The following is a 19732-nucleotide window of genomic DNA, read 5'->3' as shown; positions in this document are numbered from 1 at the left end:
ACGTCGGCGCACATCACGCAAACGTATTTTCGAATCGAAGAACCCTAGGGCTGAGACTCGATCAGAGCCAGAAGGCGACGGCGGTTGCGAGCGCCACGGCGGACAGGAAATTGGCGGCGAGCTTGTCGTAGCGGGTATGGACGCGCCGGAAGTCCTTGAGGCGGCAGAAGGCGTTCTCGATCAAGTGGCGGCCCCGGTAGCGCTGCTTGTCATATCGGATGGTGCGCCGGCGGTTGCGGCGGCCGGGTATGACGGGCGTGGCGCCTGCTTGGCGGGCGAGGCGGCGTAACCGGTCGGCGTCATAGCCTTTGTCACCCAGCAGGTATCGCATCGGCCCGGCCCGTTCGAGAAGCGCGGCAGCGGCCTTCATGTCGCTGACATTGCCGGGTGTCAGCATCAGGGCATAGGGACGGCCAATGACGTCAGTGAGCGCGTGGACCTTGGTCGTCCAGCCGCCGCGCGAGCGACCGATCGCCTGGGCCGCACGCCCCCCTTTGCTCCGAACGCCGCGCGTTGCGCCTTGATGTAGGTGCTGTCGATGGCGGTGCTCTTCGTGACCGCCCCTGCCTCCACCAGCGCGTCGAGCAGCTTGAGCCAGAAGCCTCGGCGCGACCAGCGGTTGAGCCGATTGTAAATCGTTGTCGAAGGTCCGTAGTCGGCCGGGAAATCGCACCAGCGGCAACCGACCTTGAGCACGTGCAGGATGCCGGAGATCACGCGTCGGCCATCGACGCGCCGCGCGCCGGGCTGGTTCTTCGGCAGATGCGGCTCGATCGCCGCCCACGCCGCATCCGACAACCAGAACAACGCCATACGTCGCCTCCCGAGATCCACACCCTCTGTGAATCAGGAAAACCGAACGTGCTCAACCCGCTGATTGGGTTTTGACCCTAGATGGGATCATCATGCCATCATAATGGCAGACCCAATCTGGTCAGGGCAAGCGAATGACAGCTTTGAAGGCAGAGAGGTTTGTCGTCGGCGCCCGCTTTAGAGGGGCTGGGGAATATTCCGGCGCCTGTAGCTAGATTGCAAAATACGGCCGGACGAGGCGACGCAGAACGCGACACGCACGCACAATCAACAGCGTACTTTCGGCGGACGATCAGATATCGAAATCGCCGGAGTTTACGAAGAGGCATTCAGCGCGAAAGCACCTGGTCGCGCAAAATTCAACGAGATGCTCCGAGATTGAGAGGCACGGCTCGTGGGTCGTCGCATGGGCGCCCGACCGCCTTGCGAGATTCGATTGATGGCGGACGCTATCCTTGGCCGCACGAGGAGCGATTGCGGCATTTAGGGAGGCTCACGTTTTCCAGGAAGAACGGAATCCGTTTCGTCCTTGAGGTAAGTCAGCATGGTGTTACAGGCGTCCTCGGCCTCAGCGAAGCTTTGGAGGGGCGAGCCTAGAACCCTGATCGCGCCACGGCTCGGGTCGACGCCACGACGCGACGTAGCCCAACCTTCCAAAAAAGCCTGGACCAGTGGGGCTCTGGAAGCTGATCACGAACGAATAGTTGTCGCTGCTTGCGCTCCATATGTCCATGTCTTCAACTGCACGATGTAATTCCAGGGGCATCAGAGGCTGTTCGCCGGGCCAGGCGAGAACGAAACTGCTGTGGGCGGACGCCGGGCCGGGTCAATACAACGCAGCTCTGGGCAATTCGTGTTTCGTCGCCAAGCCATGGCATCGCTCTCCTACACCCACGGCAATACGCGGCGTCAGCGCGCTGGACAATCTCGGGATCCCACACGCGCCACGTTTTATCGCTGGTGTGATCGCTACCGTGAGCGGCATTGAAGCGCTGGCCGATCATCGGTCCCGGCCCGACCGGGTCTGGAATCGCATCCCCGACGATGTGCGGGGCCAGATCATTGCTTTAGTGTTGAAGGCGCATGACCTCATCACCTGCCCGGCTTATATGGTGATCAAGGCAGCGAACGAGTTCAAGGACAGACCACCGCCATCAACCAGCTCCGGCAGACCGACTCTACCTACCTCAAGATCACCGGCTGGGCTGGTACTACCTGTCGACCGTCGATGACTTCTCGCGCTACATCGTGGCCTGGAGGCTTGGTCCCACGATGTGCGCCTCCGACGTCACGGCCACGCTCGACCAAGTACTCGCGGCCTCCGGCCTTGACCATATCACCGTCGCGCACCGGCACCACCTGCCTGGCGATCTCGATCGGCAGGTACGTGCCTTCGTCGAGCACTACAATCATGTCCGCTATCATGAGAGCATCGACAACCTCACACCTACCGATGTCTACTTCGAGTAGGGCCGAAGCGATCCTTGCAGAACGCAAGCGCATCAAGCTTGTCACTATCGCAAACCGGCGCTTGCACAATTGCGAGCAGCTTAAACTCTAACCCCTGATGAGCGAGAGCCTCCCTTTTCGAAAAGCCTGATCAGTCTCAAATTATCTGACGACGGACAGTGTAGCGCTTTTTCAACCAGCAGCTTGATTAGTTTTCTGTTGGCACGCTTATTGCTGCGAATACGGTGAGGCTCAAATGGCCTGAACTCGCTTCACGACTAAGGCGCGATTGGCCTCACTTTAGCGCGAAAGGAGCGAAAGATGTCGAGCTTTCTAATCAAGTACGCGAGCGACCCAAACTTCGTGCTCGGAGTGGAGGAGAAGCATGAAAATGCCAGAGTTGTACTCCGCAAGGTGACCTCCAGCCTCAAACATATCCTTTGGGACATCAACTTTGACAATGGCGCCATCAGGTTGAATTCGGGAGGACAACTTGCAGTGGCGCCCAAGGACGGCAAAATTGCACAGGAAATTCCACTCTTGCTCAAATTCTACAACGCTTCAGACGCCACCCAACATTGGGAATTTTCCGGCAACACAGGCCTCATTCTCGCTGCGCTAAACGAGCGGTTCTGTATCGACAACCATGGGGGTGTGAAGAAAGAGGGCAACACGATTCAGCTGTTTCCGAAACACGGCGGAGACAATCAGCAGTGGCAACTTGTGGCCCTCTCTGACCTTAAGGTAGCCCTGGAATCAGCGGCAAGCACGTAAAGTTGCCTCAACCGAAGAGGTGGCTGTCGCGTGCCGCTGCGCTCGCTGCGCACATCGGAGTTCGGTACAAGTGACGCGCCTTCTGCCGAGGCAAAGTACCCAAAGCGGCGTCGCCGAGGCATCGACGGGCTCAAGGCGACGCCCACCTGGCCAGACTGTTTGCGTCTTCTCTGGTCGCAACGCTGGCAAGCATATTGCGATGACGGAGTTCTGGCCCCATCATGCGAAGAAAATCTTCTCACGGACGAGATGCCGCGCCAACCGGCGTCGATCGCCCGCGGCCGTCGACCGAATCGTGAGCCGCGCACATCGACACAAAAGCCCGGCGCGTATGCTTGAAGCTCGCTCCTATGGGCGCCAAGCGGTCGATCGCGCGTCTTCAGGAATACGTCGCGTCGTCGAATTCTTCCCTGCTACTTCATTTAGGGTAACCTCCGCCACGCGGAGAGACCGGAGCGATCATCTCATGACCAAACCCTTGTTGAATTTTATCGGCAGCCCCGCACATGGCGAAGATGGAACTGGAACGTCCGCGCGCTGCGACAATAAACGTGCCTACGCCGAGTTTCGGGACATTCGCCTACACGCGCCGATGTTGCCGCGAGCGACAACGACGGCAATCTCATCGTCATCCTGGAGCCTACCGACGCGCCAAATCGATCGCCCCTTTCTTGTCAGTGGATCGTCGTCCGATACGATGCCCAACCAGACTTGGACTCCAACGAAAGAGAGGAGACTGGCTAGCAGCTAGGCGACACGTCGCTCTCGATATTCGCGCCGACGATTGAAGTCGCCGCCGTTCTAGCGCCCCCGGATAAGGGAAGCAGTAAGGTGCCAGTTGGTGTCCGCCGTCATAGCGACAGGCTCAAAGCGCTCGACGGCCGCGCCCTTTTCTTTGGCGAGGGCGAGAAAGCCATCTTGAACAACGTAGTAACCTTCTGCCATTTCGCCTGGATCAGTCGCGCACGCGCCTCTCACGCTCGCCTGCAGCCGTTGCGCCTAGCGCTTTTTCCTTCCGGCTGCCCCGCGCCGCTTCTGCCGATGAGGTGGCTCGTCCTCCTGTGATGAAGATCGACTTAGAGCACCCGAGCAGCCCTCGGATGCGCAATGTAGGGCGAGCATCCTCAACTCGTCATCGGCAGAAGCGGACAATTCGGTCTTATGCTTGCGACGTCATGAGTGGGCGGCGGTCTCGTGCAAGACGGGCTATGTTGTTGGGTTCATACGCGTCCGACTTAAGACGTTTTGGCGGTAAGCCGACACAGAGGGACGGCGATTTCACATCGCGCCACGAAGAGACTAGTTTTGCTCGACGCGCGGCTCGCAAAGCGTGGCACGCCGATTACCAGTGTGGGCCACGGCGTCTCGGGGCCCAGCGATGTAGGCCTCCCGCGACCCACGTTCCTTCCAATCCACAAGGGGGGAGTCACGATGCCGATGGCGCCTGGGCGGGCGAGCACAAGCATGGCCACGCCGAGTCGGTTGGTCGCAACGACCCCGCAAGCTCAACCCTAATCGCAACAAAGCGATGAGTGCGCGTGCCATGTGGCGGCGACGCAGCGTTCGTATCGGAGACCCTCCATGACAAGTTCTTCTGTGATTGCATCAGGACTGTGCTGACTCGGGACACGGAAGCAATGGAGAGGCCGGCTCCCCTTCGTCGGTATGCAAAGGTCGGGCGAGGAGTTGATAGAGCGCGAGGAGTCGGCGGGTCATTTCAGCTGCCTCGGGCCGGGTGATCTCTTCTCCGTACGCTTCTTTGCAAATCGCTCTGAACTCTTCGAGGCGCTCGGTTGAGACTTCATGACCTGTTGGAAGCATGCCCCGATCATACGGATGCTGTTTACGAGTCGCAGACCCGGGATTATGCCTGAGGAGGAACTGTATCTTAACCTAACAACGAAGCCGGGATTAGGCAGCCAGCTTGTTGCGGATCCCGAGATGCTTTTCGATCGCCGCGATGCGTTCGAGCGCGTGGCCGAAGTGAACTTTGTAGATTCTCCAATGAGCACCGCTTGTGAGCACTACCCACTCGATTCCCTTGTTGGCGGCGTAATCGATGGCTTGCTTGACATGGGCATCGGGCTCGCCGCGCGAAAAGGAGCATTCGTTGGGGGGGGCTCGTCGCAGCTTTGAAAATGTGGTTCGAGAAGCAGCTATCGATGATCTCCAGCGGCTCAACGCTCGCCGAGGACATCCGCTATGCGCTGAATCACTGGCAGGGGCTCACCCGCTTCCTTGAAGACGGGCGCCTCGAGCTCGACCGACACCAACCCGGTCGAGAACGCCACCGGCCGGCCTGCCTAATCAGAAAAATGCGCTCTTCGCGGGCCACGAAATCGGGGCAGAAAACTGGGCCTTGCTGGCGTCGATCATCGCTACCGCAAGCTCAACTGCGTCAACCCGGCTGCCTACATCGCCGAAACACTCGAGGCGATCATCGACGGCTATCCCCATAGCAGGATCGAAGACCTCATGCCGTGGCGATTCCGCAAAACGTCAAGCCAGCCTCAATGGGGTCCCGGCTGAGCGCTTACCATTAACCAGCGAAGCTGCGACTTTATCATCGTCGACCGTCGAACTATCGACGGCGCAAGCGCCCGTCATTTTGATAGGACCTTCCGGTCCGCCTCGAACGCTTCCTGATCTTTCGGGCCTGCAAGGTCGAACCAAGGGCCGGTGGCATAAGTAGCGATAAGCTTGGCAAAGAATGATTGCGGCTCCCAATCGTGCCCTTCGTGCTTCTCGAAAATGATGACTCCGTCACGGCTGAAATAACTAGGCCCAGGAACATTGCAATCGACCGAAAGCTGAACACGCCACAAGTCGCCCTCCGAAGTCTGTTGTTCGTCTACCTTTGGCGAGCAGTGCACTTGAACCGGTTCGCCGATCGTGCAGCGGCCTCGCCGCAGAAGAGTCCCCAGCTTACCCTGCGCTGTGGTTACGAAGTTGAAGTTTGCCGGATTATGCAGAAAGCGACGGTTCACGCCGTTTTCATCGTTTGTTACTTCGTCGGCGATCAGCGAGACTGCGAACGCCTGCCAGCCTAGTTCCATCGGTTTTGCATAGGGCGTCACAATTTTCATTGTGCCATCGGGCGCCATCTCCCAGGTGACTGTATATTCTTCGTTTGTCTTATCGGCCCGGTGCCTGGCCCACGAAAAGATAACTGGCTCTCCCGAGTCGGTCTTTTGACCAACCTCCCATCCCCGAGGGATGAAGTGTGCCACCTTTGAGACCTTAGTGAACCCGTCTCACCATCCTGCGCTCGCCATGTTGATTTGACTTTGTCGACAAGGGCGTTGCCTTCCGTACGAACACCATCGCTCTTGCCAGCCAGCCCACCCAGCAAAATCAACCATACACCAAGGCAGATACAGAGACCGAGACAGAACCAAAGCATGCGTCTATGTCTATCGATCATTTCTCTTACCCCACGCTGCGGCCATTGTTACGCCATCAGATTGTATCCTGAGGGAGGACCGCAAGGTACTTACCAGGATTGATTGGCATCCAAACCAGCGCCGCTCGCGCCGGACGGCTGGCAACCTCAACCTGAAATAGGTCGATCAGGGCCGCGTCGCTGGCATTACATCGCACCCAGCAAGCCGATGCAGAATGCCTTCATCGAAAGCTTCAACCACGAATTCCGGCTCTCTCCCGCGGTCCGTTTGCAACCGTCTAGTACGACATGGGGAAGGATCACCCCGCATCGGACTCCCGGCGCGGACGTTCAGTCTTGAGTACCCTCATATCCGGCAGGATCGAAGTCGCGAGCCGTCCATTCCTCTCCGGGCTCTAGGTCGGGTAGATCAACTACAACGCCCGTGCCTTCAACCGTCCATCCTCCCATCTTGATTGCGCCCTCGTTGGTGGCCATGCGGCGAGAGATAACCACTTCATCCGTAGCAACGTTGTAGAGCTTGACTTTGTGAACGGTAGTTCTCGCCATCTCTATTTCCATTTGCTCGTGACCTTCGTCGTCGACGGATCCGCGCAAATGGATCAGCAAAAAGCTGCCGTGCCTGGGCAGCCGCGCGAGCTTGTCAGGATGTGCTGAGGAGCTCCTTGTTTGATCTCTACGCCGTATCCGTAAACCAGTCCGTCGTCGTTGGCGATCTCGTGTATCACATACTCGATTTCATTTAGCTCATCGGGCGTCAGGTCAAGTGCCGCGGCAATCGCCTCGGCTTCCTCGCGGTCGTACTGCTCTTGCATGCGGCGATCAATGAACTGAAACGCCTGTGGGGGCCTGACCAGACGCGGGCGCGGTTACACAGCCGACCTCAATGCACGAGCCGAGAGTAGAGTGTACTTGGTGCTAATGCCCGCCGCTCAGAGTTGGCATTGATCTTCCCTCAACAGAGGGGCGTTGGAGCACACTTAACCGCCTGCTCCGCATCTGCCGGCATGGGCAGTATCTGTGCCAGCACGAGCTGCCTCGCATGCATTGTTGTAGCTCTTGCCATCACAGCCACATACAGGCATTACGTATTGCGGGCACAGCTGCGGCCGAGTGCGACAGACACCGAATTGATCGCCGATGCCACACCGGTTGCTGCTAGGAAAATTACACCACTCGTTCGCCTTACAGGGTATGTTAGCGAAGCCACCACAAACGGGTACGTCAACTGTTTTGCCTTCTATAGGAAGTTCGACAGCGAGGGCGTTTGAAATCCCGAGAAAGATGATTGACGTTGCGGTGCTGATGGCGCGCATATTGTCCTCCAACGTCTTTTGAGGCCTACAGCTAACAGTTCATGCCTAATCACGATCCGCCGCCACTCCCAAAATTGGTAGTTGAATAGTATCCTCTTCGCGCACTCCTGCGATTTGCAGTATCCCTCGACGAGAAGCGGGAGAAAGTGTCATCGATCGTGAGTACCCGGAGCTAGCCGCCGGTCGCCAGCTGATCATGAACAAAGTCCATCGCCCAGGTCTCATTCGATCGCGTCGCTGGCCGCGATCATCGCGCAGCTTGGCCTTGACCGGCACTTGGGTTGCTGCTGCTGAGCTCCGCGGCTAGACGGAAATCCGAGCGGTCAGCCATTGGCGGAACGGATCTAACAATTCGACCTGCGTCGTCGCGATCTACTATGTTGCGAGTGGTTCGGGGAGGCGGCAGCTGGATTTGTAGCTGAAATGGAATTTTGAGTGAATGGGCATGTCGGTCTACGTTCAGACGATGCCAAGGGTCGGCACGCAACCTTGTTAAGCGAGGAGTTCGAGAGGGAGAAATGCGCCGGTGGGCGGGATATCGCCCCTTGGAAAAAGGTGCGATCGGGACATCATGTGGATATCTGACTCGCCAAAAACGGTTTCGGATTCTAGAATCGCGAGTCTAAGCCACTTATGCGGTACTTCATCTATTGTAGAAAAGTCGTCTGAAGCAGAAGACCGACAGGTCGCGTCGATCGAGTCCCAGCTATCGACGATACAGCGTACTTTCGGCGGACGATCAGATATCGAAATCGCCGGAGTTTATGAAGAGGCATTCAGGCGCGAAAGCGCCTGATCGCGCAAAATTCAACGAGATGCTCTCAGAGAGATTGAGAGAGGCACCGTTCATGGGGTCGTCGCGTGGGCGCCCGACCGCCTTGCGCGAAATTCGATTGATGGCGGACGGCTATCCTTGGCGGCACGTGGAGCGCCGTCAGGAAGTATTATTGGAGGGCGATCATCCAGGTTCGAAAACTTCTATCATTGCAGAGAGTGTGGCCCGGGAGAAATGACATGCGGCCGGCACAACGTGTGACGGTTGTTCACTTGGCGGCGGCCCTCATATCTCCCTACAGAAGCCAACGCGAAGGAGTTTCCGATGCATTCCAGTGAGTGCCCGAGTGAAATCTGTGCTCAGCCGAATAGACAGACTTTTACTCGAGTGCTGCGTTCGGAAAACGTCTGCTGCGTTTGCCTCGCCCGGCATAAACTCTTGCCAGGGCGGAATCGCGGTCTTTGCTGTGTTTGAACAATCTTGAACTCCTGCTTCGGCACTTCAATCGATCAACCTGACCTCGGCAGCTCTGTACTTTGAGCGCCGTTTGTTGAAGCGAAGATCGAACGTCACGCGCGTGCCCGGCACCAGATCGGTACCTGTGCAGTTGCGTAGTTCCGACATGTGCACGAACAAATCCTCGCCGGTGCGATCATCAGGCCTTATGAAGCCCCAGCCCTTCTCAACACTGTACGAAAGTACCGTTCCAGTCTGCATCTTTGCTCTAGCTTGTCGAGATTGGAAGATCGCACATTGACGTTTACGCGACGATATCGAGTCGCGAGCTATGCCTGCGCGGCTGTTTTCGAGCTGCGGGTACCCTTTCCTAGGGAGACACTGATTCGGTCCTTACCCCCTTCCGTTCGTGCCCGCGTAGGACATGGCGGCGGCGAGCGTGACCGAATCCAGTCGCCGGTCGAAGATCCTGTTTCATATCGCCTCACGGCACCAGCGGGACGGACCAGACGCTAGCGGCGACGCGGCGCCGAGTCCGCCCCTAACATCACCGCATCTGGAGTAGTAGGTGATGCTGCCCCGATCCGAGCAAGGGCCGTGCCGAATCGAGACTCAGAGGTTCTGCAGGCGCTTCGTAGCGGGGCTGTACGATCAAGTTGTCGACATTGGTCTGAAAGCTGACGATCAACGCCAACATTGTCTGACGCTTCCTGGTCCTGGCTGACGACGGACCAATGTCGAGATCACGGTCGCTTCGGATCTCCTATCCTCGTTGTCCGGATGGATTGCGACAACAGGACTAGCCCAACGCCCAGAATTGACCCAACTAACGCGCCGAATGTGATGTGCCTGAATGTGAAGCCTCGGTGGAAGCGCTGATAATTGTTGAGCCGACTTCGGTCCGGAGGAACTTTTCCGGCGTGCAACCGCGACAACGAATGAAGCCGCGAGACGATGCAGTCCCGCGGCTTCGCCACCGGAATCTAACGAAAAACCGTTTAAGTATGAATCCCTCCACCGGTGTTCCTCCAGTAGAACACCGTGTTCAAAAAAAATGACAATCCGGGCGGCTACGAAAGCAGGATGCGCACGTAATGCACAGGGTTCCGTTCATCGAACGAGGGAACGAGGATACAAGATGCAGATACTCCTTGAGGTAGTCGAAGACAGACTCGATCTTGGAACGAACGTTCAGGAGTTCGATCTGCCACGGAGCGGCAATCTTCTTTGTCTGTTTGGGATGCGGCGGCGCGATAACAATCGTGCTGTATCGATCCCAGATTCGTTTGCGCATCACGGAAGCACCGTACAAAGTGTCACCAACCGCAAGAGGAGATGTTCCATCTGTGCGTCGTATCCGTTCGCACCGGTGAGTGCGAGAACGTAGAGTCGGCCATCGAGAGAGACACTCGCATGGAGCTTGAACCCATAGTGCCAGCCTTGCCAGTTCTTGCCGAAATCAACCATATCTGGAGCCACCGAATAGTCATCGACACGATGCTGTTTGCATACGGGAAGCATGGTCGCATCCATGATGCGGACGGCTTCATCGAATGAGAGGAGTGAAGAGAGGGCACTGAACATGGCCGGGAGTGCCTGATGCGCCTCTGATGGTAGAGCGCGCAGTGACGGTAGATGTCCTTCAGTGTTTCCTGCCTGAGCATTGCTGTGTGCCACAGCAGAATGGTGACGACCTCCGATTCGGAAAGAGCCGGAGGTCTGCCTGTCCGCGGTTGCTTAGCGGGCACGAGGTCGTCTACCCAACAGTACAAATCGACGATATGATTCACATACGAAAAGAGCATGGTTCTCAATGGCTAGGTTGGTACCCGTCCATTGTCCCATGCTCTTTTTGCGTTTCTGGGGCTTTGTTGTGCGGTCATGGAATTTCGTTACTCACGGTATCATGCCTTGCTCAGATGGGCTCCGTCCTGCTGCCGCCGAAGAAGACCTCCGCGATTGGCGCGCTTAGCGCAAATCCGCCTTTCACCGGTCCTTTCCGCGGCCTGAAAACAAAAAAGAGTTGGGCTACACCTGTTTTGGAGCGCGGTTGAACGTGCGTTCTTCTCCCTTTGCTTTCGAATCGAGTTTCGCGCCGAAACTCCATTCCGAATTTGGATACCGAACACCTGGCGGTCATTCCGAAGATCGACGCGTGCGAAGCACGCAATTTGTCCTCCATTCATACTGGAAATGAATCGTATCTTCGGCCCCTCACGCACGAGACTCGCGGCTTTGCCGAAACTCGCTCGCGCCGCTATCCCGATCAGAGTCCAACAAGCGCGAGGTCGGCTGGCGTGCATGGCAAGTGTACTGAGCTAGGCAAGTCGATTCGCATCGTATCAACGCAAAAATCTGCGGGCTCAAACTTGAACTTTGTGCCTGGCGTTCTCAAATCGCTTTAGTTTGCAGCGCAAACAGTTAAGAGTCCCGTTCATAGCTCCAGCACCGACGGGACCAGAATCCAACCAGGTGACCGGGAGATATGATCACGACGCCGGTAGTTATTGCACAGATATCAGAAGTCGGTTTGACCGCATCCCTCCTCGTCGTCCTATTTTGAGGACTTTAAGAATGTCGAAGCGGAAGTACTTCACTCCGTGCCGAAGGATATGACGGCTGAGCCGTAGTTCACAATGGCAAGACCGTCTCAAAACACCATATTCAGCGCGCTTCGAAAGAAGCGGCTATCCGTGCCGGTTCAAAAGCCGGAATTAGCGCGTTCGCCGACGTTGCGTGACGACGTAGTAGCTTAATGATGGGTTAGTGAGGGCGCCGACCGCCTTGTGAGACGGCCGGCCTCTCGTGCAGTCCGAATCAGGCGGCGAGTGGATCGCTCAGGAGAACGCCGCCCAGGGATGCCCAGCCGGACCACGGTCCGGAGTGCGGCTTCTCCTGCCAGATGTGCCAGAGCGCGTTGTCGGTGCCGCGCGCAAACACTTCTAGCCGGCCGTCGGAATTATCGAAGGCCACCGGATCACTGGTGATGGAGCCGCCCAGAGATGCCCAGCGTGACCACGGTGCGGCATGCGGCTTCTCCTGCCAGATATGCCACAACACGTTGTCGATGCCACGGGCGAACACTTCCAGCCGGCCGTCGGTATTGTCGACCACGGCCGGATCACTGGTGATGGCGCCGCCCAGAGATGCCCAGCGTGACCACGGACCGGCATGTGGCTTCTCCTGCCAGATATGCCACAGTGCATTGTCGGTCCGACGGGCGAAAACTTCGAGACGGCCATCGCGGTTGGCGACCACGGCGGGATCGCTGGTGATGGCGCCGCCCAGGGATGCCCAGCTTGACCACGGTCCGGCATGCGGCTCCTCTTGCCAGATGTGCCACAGCGCATTGTCAGAGCCCCGGGCGAACACTTCGAGACGGCCATCGGAATTGACGAACACCTCGGGGTCGCTGGTGATGGCGCCGCCCAGGGATGCCCAGCTTGACCACGGACCGGCATGTGGCTTCACCTGCCAGATATGCCACAGCGCATTGTCGGTGCCGCGCGCAAACACTTCCAGCCGGCCGTCGCTGTTGGCGATCGCAGCGGGATCGCTGGTGATGGCGCCGCCGAGCGAGGCCCAACCCGACCACGGTCCGGCATGTGGCCTGTCCTGCCAGACGTGCCAGAGTGAGTTATCGGTTCCGCGTGCAAAGACCTCCAGCCGACCTTCGGAACTAGCGACACTGGACGGCGAGCTGGTGAGAACGCCGCCAAGCGAGGCCCAACTCGACCATGGCCCCGAGTGCGGTTTTTCCTGCCAGACGTGCCAGAGCGCCCTGTTGGTTCCGAGACCGAACACCTCCAATCGTCCATCGGAATTCTCTGTCACTGATACCGAGTGGGTAAGCGCCGCTGCTGCATTTGTCATAACAATCTCCAATTGTATTGATGCACTGAGGGAACATCTCGCCAAAAGCAATCTAAAGTAGCATCATCCTTTCACACTGCGATGGCGCCGACAATGATCTCGCGTGAAAGTGATCCGCGCGCCCAAGTTCCTTGCATTCTCATTCGCTTTTGTTGCAGTGAGCGAAACAACACTTTGGTGGCAGTCCACACGTCCTTCGATCATGCCAACCTCTGATAGCGGTCTAGAAAAGTCGGGTTCGGAAATAATGGCGCCAACTAATGATCCGGCGGGCAAATCAACTCGATTGATCGGAAACGACGTCAGACTTTTAGCCAAAATATGTGTCTCCCGTTGCGTATCCCCGTCCTCATTCAGAGAGACGCTTCGCGATCGGCACGAACGTTGAGAGCGGACGCGGTGGACGCCGGGATGTTCAGCTCGCATGCCCCGCGGACGAAGACATCTTGGCGGACGGCCAAGTCGTGTGGGCCTTATTTTGATCACCGGCGAGCACCAATGGCGCTCTATGAGCGCGAAATAGCCCTTCAATTACAGGCTCTTTCGGAATTATGCTTCCAGAGCAAGGCTGCTGGGCGCGCCGCTGAACCGCCGCTACTGGGGCAGGGCCCCAGCGCGGCACCCGCATCGCAAAGCCTGAGAGCACCGAATGCCCAACATCACCGAAAAGAACTGCCGCGCCGAAGTGAAGCAGCGCACCAAAGTTTACGACGCCGCCTGCGCTGGCCTCTACGTCAGCCTGAGCCCGTCAGCGCCGCCGACCTTCTCGCTGAAGTACACTTGCCCGATCACCAAAAAGCGCAGCACGCATCGCCTGGGCGTCTATCAGAAAGCCCGAGCATGACGTAGCGTTCTGGCGCAAGGAAGCGTGGAAGGTGAAGGTCAGGATCGCCGACGCGAGAATATCGCACGGACCGCGCGGCAGGTCCGCAGGCTGGCGGCCATGCAGGCAGGCATCACGGCCGGCGAGATCATCGACAAGCGCATCGCGTGGATCAGCGAGGAAGTCGAGACGCGCCGCCACTCCGAGCACGGCGTCGTGCTCAAGAAAGCGCCGCGCATGAAGAGCTGGGAAGAACAGACCCGCCACCTGAACCGCTTCGTCCGCCCGCGCCTCGGCAGGATGATCGCAGGTGATGTCACCAAGCATGACATCGCGCAGCTGCAGGCCGATATCCTCGCGGGCAAGCTGATCGCCTACGGCAAGCCGCTGAGGGCTTAGGTCAGCAGCGCCCGCCATATGCGCAAGGCGGTTTCGGGCCTCTTCAACTGGGCGGCTGAAGCAGGCCGGGACTGTGTCAGCACCTCGCCCGGCGTGAACCTGCCGCTGCTGCCCATGGAGGAGTCGCGCAAGCGCAAGCTGAGCCGTGAGGAGATCGCGATCCTCTGGCATGGCCTTGACCGACCCGACATCACCGTTGATCGGCGCATCTGCCTTTGATCAAGTTCGCGCTGGTGAGCTGCCTGCGCTCGGTCGAACTGCTGCACATCCACCGCGACGAGCTGGAGGGCCACGATCTCAACAGCCGATATCCGCAGGTCGATATCCCCGAGGAACGCGTCAAGGCAAACCGCATGATCCATCAGCCGCTTTCCGATCTCGCGGTCGAGATCGCGAAGGAGGCGATGGGCAACTATTCTTGGATGTTCGCTGGCCGCTGGGGCACCGAGCCACTGAACAAAAAAGCCATGGCCTGCGCGCTGCGCGGCAATAAGGCCAGCAATGGCCGCGTGCGCTCGGTAGGCCTCTGCGAGCAGCTCGGCATCAGGCCCTTCACCCCGCACGATCTGCGCAGATCAGCTGCCAGCCTGATGGGCTCCATCGGCATCAGCCGCGCCACGATCTCGCTCTGTCTCGACCACACCATTAAGAGCGACGATCAGGGCGCGGTGCCATCGGTAACCGGCAAGCACTACGATCAGGACCCCCGCATCGAGGAGAAGCGCGCGGCCCTGCAGAAGCTGGCCGATGAGATCAAGCGCATGGTCGCTGAGCCGGTGGAAGCGCCTGACGCGCTGATGCCGCTGGCTGCATGATCAACGCGGGGTATCAAAAACCCTGGGTATCGACAGAGAGCCCGCCCCAGATCGAGGCGGGTTTTTTGTCGGGTCCGCTGGGACTCAGCAGATGGCGCTGCGCTGGTCTCGCGGGAAAGGTTCAGATGATCTCCGCGCCCGGCGGATCGATACAGCCTCCACGGTCGAACGCAAAGCTCGAAATTGTATGCCCCTCTTCAGGCAGTTCGATTATGAGGTCGGCGCGCTCGTGCGGCTTTGACCTTTGATGGTACAGAACGATACCACGCGCGGCTCATCCTCCGGGCTCCATCCTCTATCGCGAAGCCGTGGTGCCACAGGGGTTATCCTAGTTGTAAACGACGAAGCCGCGTCCCCAACTTGAGCTTGGCGCTACTTCGTCAAGGCAGACCGCGTCCAAGGCGACCGGCTTCCCAGAAGCCAAGGCGGCCCTTATTGCCGCCTCCAGCTCCGCTTGCTTCAAGCAGCCGGGGTATGGCGTAGGGGTCTCCGGCGTGAAGGCAAATTTGTCGCCTTCGACATGCTCGGCGTCGATGCGCGATGCAACTAGTTTGGCTAGGCCGGACTTCCCAACGCCGTCGAAGCCCTTGAAGCGCAGGAGCTTCGGATCGTTTTCCTCGTGCCAAAAACCCATGACCACGTCGCGGCTTGTCCGAATGTCCGAACCGTCGCGATTTTCACGTTCATCAATCCTTTGTTCCAAGCAATTTCACTGGCGGTTGCACAACACACGGGTATATCTCGAAGGGCGAATCGGGAGCAGCCATGAGCGTAAGCGTTCACAATCCGGATCAGTACATGGCTGCCTTGCGCACGATTATCGCGCAAGGTCGAAAAAGAATAGGACTTCTCATTGGTGCTGGCGCACCTGCCGGAATGCGTAAGGCGGACGGCACCTATCCGCTAATTCCGGCTGTTGTGGGTCTCACCGATCAGGTCCTCAATGCGATCAAGCCTGAATACGGCAAACAGATCGACGCGCTAAAGTCTGAACTCCCCAACATGACATCGAAACGATTCTCTCTCGCGTGCGCACGCTTGCCAAAGTGATCGGCAAGAGCAGGGTGCATGATCTTGATGATGATCGCTTTGAAAAACTCGGTGAACGCATTTGCACGGAGATTGGCAAGGTCGTGGATGCACGTCTGCCGAGCGGGTCTGCCTATGCGAATCTTGTGAGTTGGGTCACTGGCACCTCGCGTGATCACCCCGTTGAGATATTCACGACAAATTATGACCTTTTGCTTGAAGAGGCATTCGAGGCCGTTCGGGCCCCTTACTTCGACGGCTTCGTCGGGGGGCGTGAGCCATTTTTCGATCCTGTTTCAATCGCCAATGGCGACTTGCCTGCCCGCTGGACCCGCCTTTGGAAACTGCACGGCTCGCTTGGCTGGTGTAAGGGCGAGTTTGAGGAGGTCATTCGATCGGGGAAAAGCAGCGCTACCCACCTGATTTTTCCCAAGCATCTAAAATATGATCAGACTCAGAAGGCACCTTATGCTGCTCTTTTCGACCGACTGAAAATCATTCTCAGCAGCCACGATACTCTACTGATCTCGATTGGGTTCTCCTTTGCTGACGCTCACGTCGCGGCGAGGATCGACGAGGGACTTGCCTCAAATCCGTTGGCGAGCGTGTTCGCCTTTCAATTTAAGTCGCTTGCTGATGAAAAGGGCGCGAGTGCTGTGCCTTGCTGGCAGTCGTCTACCCGGCAACAGAAGGCCGCGCGAAGGCACTTGTCGCGTCAGCGAACGAGTGTCTGGCTCAGCTGCGCCGCTGCTCTACCTTCAGCATATTAGACCTCGAGGCGCGACTCGGCATTGGTAGGCCTTCAGGCCGCTATCCGGTAACCACCCTCATTCTCAATCAGAAATTCGTGCTGCCGAGCGAAGGGGCGCTGCCGCGTGAAAGCCCAAGAGATCTTGGAAGAGAGATTGGCTTCGATCTACAGCTGCGCGTCAAAAGAATGGGCGACAACATAATGCTCGACTACATCTATCGATCGGACGTCCTCGCCGACGATACGGTCGTACGTTTCCACTCTAGCGTGGACCGCGAGCTTCGCCGATTGGTATGGGGCTAGAGCAAGCTGAAGTGGCGACGTAATCGCGGGATAGAACAGAGGGTGCAGTCAGTCCGATTGCGCCTAATGCGAGACGCCTCTCAATCGCCGCGATGCGTTCGAGCGTGTGGTCGATCTCTATGCGATACTCCTTGGTGTTCTCGACTTTTGCTCTCAAGTCATCAAGACTTCGAGATATCGGCTATTTCTCTTCGAAGCTCTTGGAACTTGCGAGTTGTTTGAGCACGAAACTCCTCGATCCGATCTTCGTCGCCATGTGCGCGACGATAAAATCGAGACTTTCCTGAACACCATTTGGCTTCGCATTCATACTATACTTCTATCTTATCCTGCTTCATGACCTGCGCAACTGGAGTGCCGCACGCCGCTTGTGCGGACAGTCAGGAGCTGTAGTGCGCGAGCCGACTTCCCGACCGAAGTACCTCGCAACGCTTCTCGAATCAACTCAGAGCGAATCCGGCGCTCTCGCACTCTCACCCGCTATCAGCGAGCATCTTGGGGCAGAGAAGCTGAAAGGTACGCATCCGGCGACGGCCTCTGGCCAGGTCGCTTTGAGCAGACAGCCGATAGCATTCAGGCGGCGTAAGCGATGTTCTGAGGGCGCCAGTTCCAAGGCAGGAGTTCGTGGATGCGCTTGGCGGGATGATCCGGCAAGCAGGCGAGCACGTCGGCGAGCCAGGCCTGTGGATCGATGCCGTTGAGTTTGGCGGTGGCGATGAGGGTGTAGATTGCCGCCGCACGCCGGCCGCCCCCATCGGAGCCGGCGAAGGTCCAATTTCTTCGGCCCACAGCGACAGCCCGTAGCTCGCGTTCAGCGGCGTTGTTCGACATGCAAAGCCGTCCGTCCTCAAGGAAGCGGCTAAATGCTTCCCAGCAGCTGAGGCAGTAATTGATCGCCTTGGTCGTGTCGTTGTTCCTGGAGAGGTTGGCGCGCTGCTCGTGCAACCACGCCTCCAGCTCGACGATCAGGGGGCGGCTATTCTCCTTGGCGCACACGCAAACGCTCCTGCGCAGCAAGTCCGTTGATCTCGCGCTGGATGGCGAACAGGACATCGATGCGCTTGACCGCCTCGGCCGCGATCGGCGCCGTACTGAGCCGCGCTAAATCGAAGAACTTACGCCGGCCGTGTGCCCAGCATGCCGCCTCGATAATCGGGCCCCCTTTGCGATTGACTTCGTAGAGCCTGCCAAAGCCGGCATAGGCATCGGCCTGCATCAGTCCGGCATAGCCCGCCAGATGCTGCTCCGGATGCGCACCGCCACGATCAGGCGAGTAGAAGAACACAGCTGCCGGCGGATCTGGGCCGGCGACGGGCGATCGTCGCGCACATAGGTCCAGAGCCGGCCGGTCCGGGTCTTGCCCTTGGCCAGGACCGGCACCGTGGTGTCGTCGGCATGGATGCGCTCGGCCGCGAAGACGTGGCTTCGGATTGCATCGACCAGCGGCACAGGGTTGCCGCGGAAGCGCCCACCCAGTCCGCCAGCGTCGAGACATCGAGGTCGACGCCTTCGCGCTGGTAGACGTCGCTCTGACGATTGAGCGGCAGGTGCAGACCATATTTAGCGAACAGGATATGGGCCAGCAGCTTGGGCCCCGCAGGTCCCCGCGCAATCGGATGCGAGGGGGCCGGCGGCTGGGTGATCGCTTCGCAGGCCCGGCAGACGAGCTTCTCGCGCACGTGCTGGATCACCTTCCACTGGCGCGGAACGAGCTCCAGCGTCTCGGTCACGTCCTCGCCAATCTTGCGCAATCGGCTGTCGCCGCAATGGGCAGATCGCAGGTGTCGGATAGACGATGCGCTACCGTGGCAGATGCTCCGGCAGTGGCCGGCGGGCTGGCTTGCGGCGCTCGAACGATGGCACCGCAATCTTCTCGGCTGCCATCTGCGCTGTGGTCGCAGCTTGCGCCGCGTTATCCTCCAGGTCGGCGAGCTGTAGCTCGAGCTGGTCCAGCAATGCGCCCCGCTCAGAGGACTGTCCGAACTGCTCGTGCCGGAGCTTCTTGATCGTGAGCTTGAGCTTCTCGATCAGCAAGGTCCCCGCCTGGGCTTCGGCTTCCGCGGCCAACCGGGCCGCTCGCTCGGCGCGCAGCATCGCCTGCAGCGTGGTCACATCGTCGGGAAGAGAATCATCGGCGCCCATCGCCGACCAGAGAATCACAAGACGCGGTCTCTGTCCGAACCGCTGATCGTGCCACCGATTAAAATCCCAGCGATCAGCCAGCCGCCTGCGGTCGCCAGGTATGTTGCGGCATCCGCCAGTCGATGCCCTCCAGCAGGTAGCCAAGCTGGGCGGGGGTGATTGTCACCACGCCATCAGCCGACGACGGCCACAGGAAGCGGCCGCGCTCCAGCCGCTTGGCATAAAGCGACATGCCCAGTCCATCGTGCCAAAGGATATTGATCAGCTTGCCCGCTTTTGCCACGGAACACGTAGAGATCGCCGCCGTGCGGGTCTCGCTTGAAGGCTTCCTGCACCAGCAAGCCCAGCGAGTTCATGCCGCGACGCATATCGGTGTGGCCGGTCGCAATCCACACCCGCACGCCCGACGCAACGGGAATCACCGCAGGCGTCCATCTGCCAGCGCCGCCACGGCGGCCTTCAGCGTCGCCGCGTCGACCGCGCCCGTGATCCGCATCCGAGCCCCGGCAGCAAACTCGATCTCGATCGACCCGCCGCTGCTGGCCGGCGTGGCTGGACAAGGCGTCGGCCCTGATTCCGCGACCACCATCGCCGGTACGAAGCCCGGTTGA

22 protein-coding genes and 3 pseudogenes are annotated in these 19732 nt (G+C 58.8%); 13 read left to right on the top strand and 12 right to left on the bottom strand.

The genetic code is table 11. The features are described 5' to 3' along the window. Positions 1-61: 61 nt before the first annotated feature. Positions 62-813, bottom strand: a protein-coding gene (locus tag NLM25_RS37945) for an IS5 family transposase (RefSeq protein WP_375167859.1) whose coding sequence is annotated in 2 segments (ribosomal slippage) — positions 62-484 and positions 487-813 — 750 coding nt in all. Because the reading frame shifts where the segments join, the coding sequence is not laid out codon by codon here. Positions 814-1730: 917 nt separating this feature from the next. On the opposite strand from NLM25_RS37945, the pseudogene NLM25_RS37935 reads away from it, so the two are divergent. From NLM25_RS37935 to NLM25_RS44560, 5 genes and pseudogenes are all read left to right on the top strand, one after another. After that, positions 1731-2374 (top strand): annotated as a pseudogene (locus NLM25_RS37935) (DDE-type integrase/transposase/recombinase); the annotation flags it as partial. Between the two features lie 209 nt (positions 2375-2583). Then, positions 2584-3036: an RICIN domain-containing protein gene (locus NLM25_RS37930; protein WP_254140280.1), complete on the top strand. Its 453-nt coding sequence runs from the start codon at positions 2584-2586 to the stop codon at positions 3034-3036. A 1941-nt stretch (positions 3037-4977) separates the two neighbouring features. Beyond that, positions 4978-5172, top strand: a complete 195-nt coding sequence (locus tag NLM25_RS37925; RefSeq protein ID WP_254140279.1) for a hypothetical protein — start codon at positions 4978-4980, stop codon at positions 5170-5172. A gap of 2 nt (positions 5173-5174) precedes the next feature. Then, positions 5175-5495, top strand: coding sequence for an IS66 family transposase (locus NLM25_RS37920; protein ID WP_254140278.1), 321 nt, complete (start codon positions 5175-5177; stop codon positions 5493-5495). Further along, entirely contained in the window at positions 5452-5565 is a 114-nt protein-coding gene (locus tag NLM25_RS44560; protein WP_375167890.1) for a hypothetical protein, read from the top strand. The genes NLM25_RS37920 and NLM25_RS44560 overlap by 44 nt, the downstream gene beginning before the upstream one ends. A gap of 74 nt (positions 5566-5639) precedes the next feature. On the opposite strand, the gene NLM25_RS37915 is transcribed toward NLM25_RS44560, so the two are convergent. Beyond that, a complete protein-coding gene (locus tag NLM25_RS37915; protein WP_254140277.1) occupies positions 5640-6122 on the bottom strand; it encodes a hypothetical protein in 483 nt (160 codons plus the stop codon). A 456-nt stretch (positions 6123-6578) separates the two neighbouring features. Between NLM25_RS37915 and NLM25_RS44555 the strand changes: the two are divergent. Next, positions 6579-6689: pseudogene (locus NLM25_RS44555) on the top strand (integrase core domain-containing protein); the annotation flags it as partial. An 80-nt stretch (positions 6690-6769) separates the two neighbouring features. Here NLM25_RS44555 and NLM25_RS37910 read toward each other — a convergent pair. The 6 genes from NLM25_RS37910 to NLM25_RS37890 all read right to left on the bottom strand — a co-directional run bounded on the left by NLM25_RS37910 (position 6770) and on the right by NLM25_RS37890 (position 12790). After that, positions 6770-7048 (bottom strand): hypothetical protein, encoded by a 279-nt coding sequence (locus NLM25_RS37910; RefSeq protein ID WP_254140276.1) that lies wholly within the window; start codon positions 7046-7048, stop codon positions 6770-6772. Then, positions 7042-7254 (bottom strand): hypothetical protein, encoded by a 213-nt coding sequence (locus NLM25_RS37905; protein ID WP_254123034.1) that lies wholly within the window; start codon positions 7252-7254, stop codon positions 7042-7044. Before NLM25_RS37905 ends, NLM25_RS37910 begins: the two co-directional genes overlap by 7 nt. A 165-nt stretch (positions 7255-7419) precedes the next feature. Further along, positions 7420-7755 (bottom strand): Kazal-type serine protease inhibitor, encoded by a 336-nt coding sequence (locus NLM25_RS44550; RefSeq protein ID WP_375167858.1) that lies wholly within the window; start codon positions 7753-7755, stop codon positions 7420-7422. 1276 nt (positions 7756-9031) lie between these two features. Then, a complete protein-coding gene (locus tag NLM25_RS37900) occupies positions 9032-9247 on the bottom strand; it encodes a cold-shock protein (protein ID WP_254123033.1) in 216 nt (71 codons plus the stop codon). Positions 9248-10279: 1032 nt separating this feature from the next. Continuing rightward, positions 10280-10570, bottom strand: coding sequence for a transposase (locus tag NLM25_RS37895; RefSeq protein WP_254140275.1), 291 nt, complete (start codon positions 10568-10570; stop codon positions 10280-10282). A gap of 1233 nt (positions 10571-11803) precedes the next feature. Further along, the gene (locus NLM25_RS37890) at positions 11804-12790 is read right to left on the bottom strand and encodes a hypothetical protein (protein WP_254141332.1); all 987 of its coding nucleotides are present in this window, start codon (positions 12788-12790) and stop codon (positions 11804-11806) included. A 718-nt stretch (positions 12791-13508) separates the two neighbouring features. Here NLM25_RS37890 and NLM25_RS37885 point away from each other — a divergent pair. The 4 genes from NLM25_RS37885 to NLM25_RS37870 all read left to right on the top strand — a co-directional run bounded on the left by NLM25_RS37885 (position 13509) and on the right by NLM25_RS37870 (position 14896). Beyond that, positions 13509-13703, top strand: a complete 195-nt coding sequence (locus tag NLM25_RS37885; RefSeq protein WP_254123030.1) for an Arm DNA-binding domain-containing protein — start codon at positions 13509-13511, stop codon at positions 13701-13703. A gap of 99 nt (positions 13704-13802) precedes the next feature. Then, entirely contained in the window at positions 13803-14081 is a 279-nt protein-coding gene (locus NLM25_RS37880) for a hypothetical protein (protein ID WP_254123029.1), read from the top strand. An 18-nt stretch (positions 14082-14099) separates the two neighbouring features. After that, positions 14100-14300: a hypothetical protein gene (locus NLM25_RS37875; RefSeq protein WP_254123028.1), complete on the top strand. Its 201-nt coding sequence runs from the start codon at positions 14100-14102 to the stop codon at positions 14298-14300. After that, on the top strand, positions 14297-14896 hold the full coding sequence (locus tag NLM25_RS37870) for a tyrosine-type recombinase/integrase (RefSeq protein WP_254140274.1): 600 nt from the start codon (positions 14297-14299) through the stop codon (positions 14894-14896). Before NLM25_RS37875 ends, NLM25_RS37870 begins: the two co-directional genes overlap by 4 nt. A gap of 328 nt (positions 14897-15224) precedes the next feature. On the opposite strand, the gene NLM25_RS37865 is transcribed toward NLM25_RS37870, so the two are convergent. Beyond that, positions 15225-15599: a hypothetical protein gene (locus NLM25_RS37865; RefSeq protein WP_254123026.1), complete on the bottom strand. Its 375-nt coding sequence runs from the start codon at positions 15597-15599 to the stop codon at positions 15225-15227. A gap of 62 nt (positions 15600-15661) precedes the next feature. Here NLM25_RS37865 and NLM25_RS37860 point away from each other — a divergent pair, with 62 nt between their 5' ends. Both NLM25_RS37860 and NLM25_RS37855 read left to right on the top strand, forming a co-directional pair. Next, positions 15662-15946: a hypothetical protein gene (locus NLM25_RS37860; protein WP_254123025.1), complete on the top strand. Its 285-nt coding sequence runs from the start codon at positions 15662-15664 to the stop codon at positions 15944-15946. Continuing rightward, entirely contained in the window at positions 15925-16695 is a 771-nt protein-coding gene (locus NLM25_RS37855) for an SIR2 family protein (RefSeq protein WP_254140273.1), read from the top strand. The genes NLM25_RS37860 and NLM25_RS37855 overlap by 22 nt, the downstream gene beginning before the upstream one ends. 857 nt (positions 16696-17552) lie before the next feature. Here NLM25_RS37855 and NLM25_RS37850 read toward each other — a convergent pair. The 3 genes and pseudogenes from NLM25_RS37850 to NLM25_RS37840 form a co-directional block, all read right to left on the bottom strand. Further along, positions 17553-19121 (bottom strand): annotated as a pseudogene (locus NLM25_RS37850) (IS66 family transposase). A 73-nt stretch (positions 19122-19194) separates the two neighbouring features. Further along, positions 19195-19353, bottom strand: coding sequence for an IS66 family insertion sequence element accessory protein TnpB (gene tnpB, locus NLM25_RS37845; RefSeq protein WP_208068039.1), 159 nt, complete (start codon positions 19351-19353; stop codon positions 19195-19197). Then, entirely contained in the window at positions 19295-19468 is a 174-nt protein-coding gene (locus NLM25_RS37840) for a hypothetical protein (RefSeq protein ID WP_254124614.1), read from the bottom strand. The genes tnpB and NLM25_RS37840 overlap by 59 nt, the downstream gene beginning before the upstream one ends. On the opposite strand from NLM25_RS37840, the gene NLM25_RS37835 reads away from it, so the two are divergent. After that, positions 19388-19732, top strand: a complete 345-nt coding sequence (locus NLM25_RS37835) for a hypothetical protein (RefSeq protein ID WP_254124745.1) — start codon at positions 19388-19390, stop codon at positions 19730-19732. The genes NLM25_RS37840 and NLM25_RS37835 overlap by 81 nt on opposite strands.

The organism is Bradyrhizobium sp. CCGB01, from assembly GCF_024199795.1.
Classification (GTDB): Bacteria; Pseudomonadota; Alphaproteobacteria; order Rhizobiales; family Xanthobacteraceae; genus Bradyrhizobium.
Note: the sequence above shows the minus strand (reverse complement) of the source record. Positions and strands in the feature narration are given on the sequence as shown.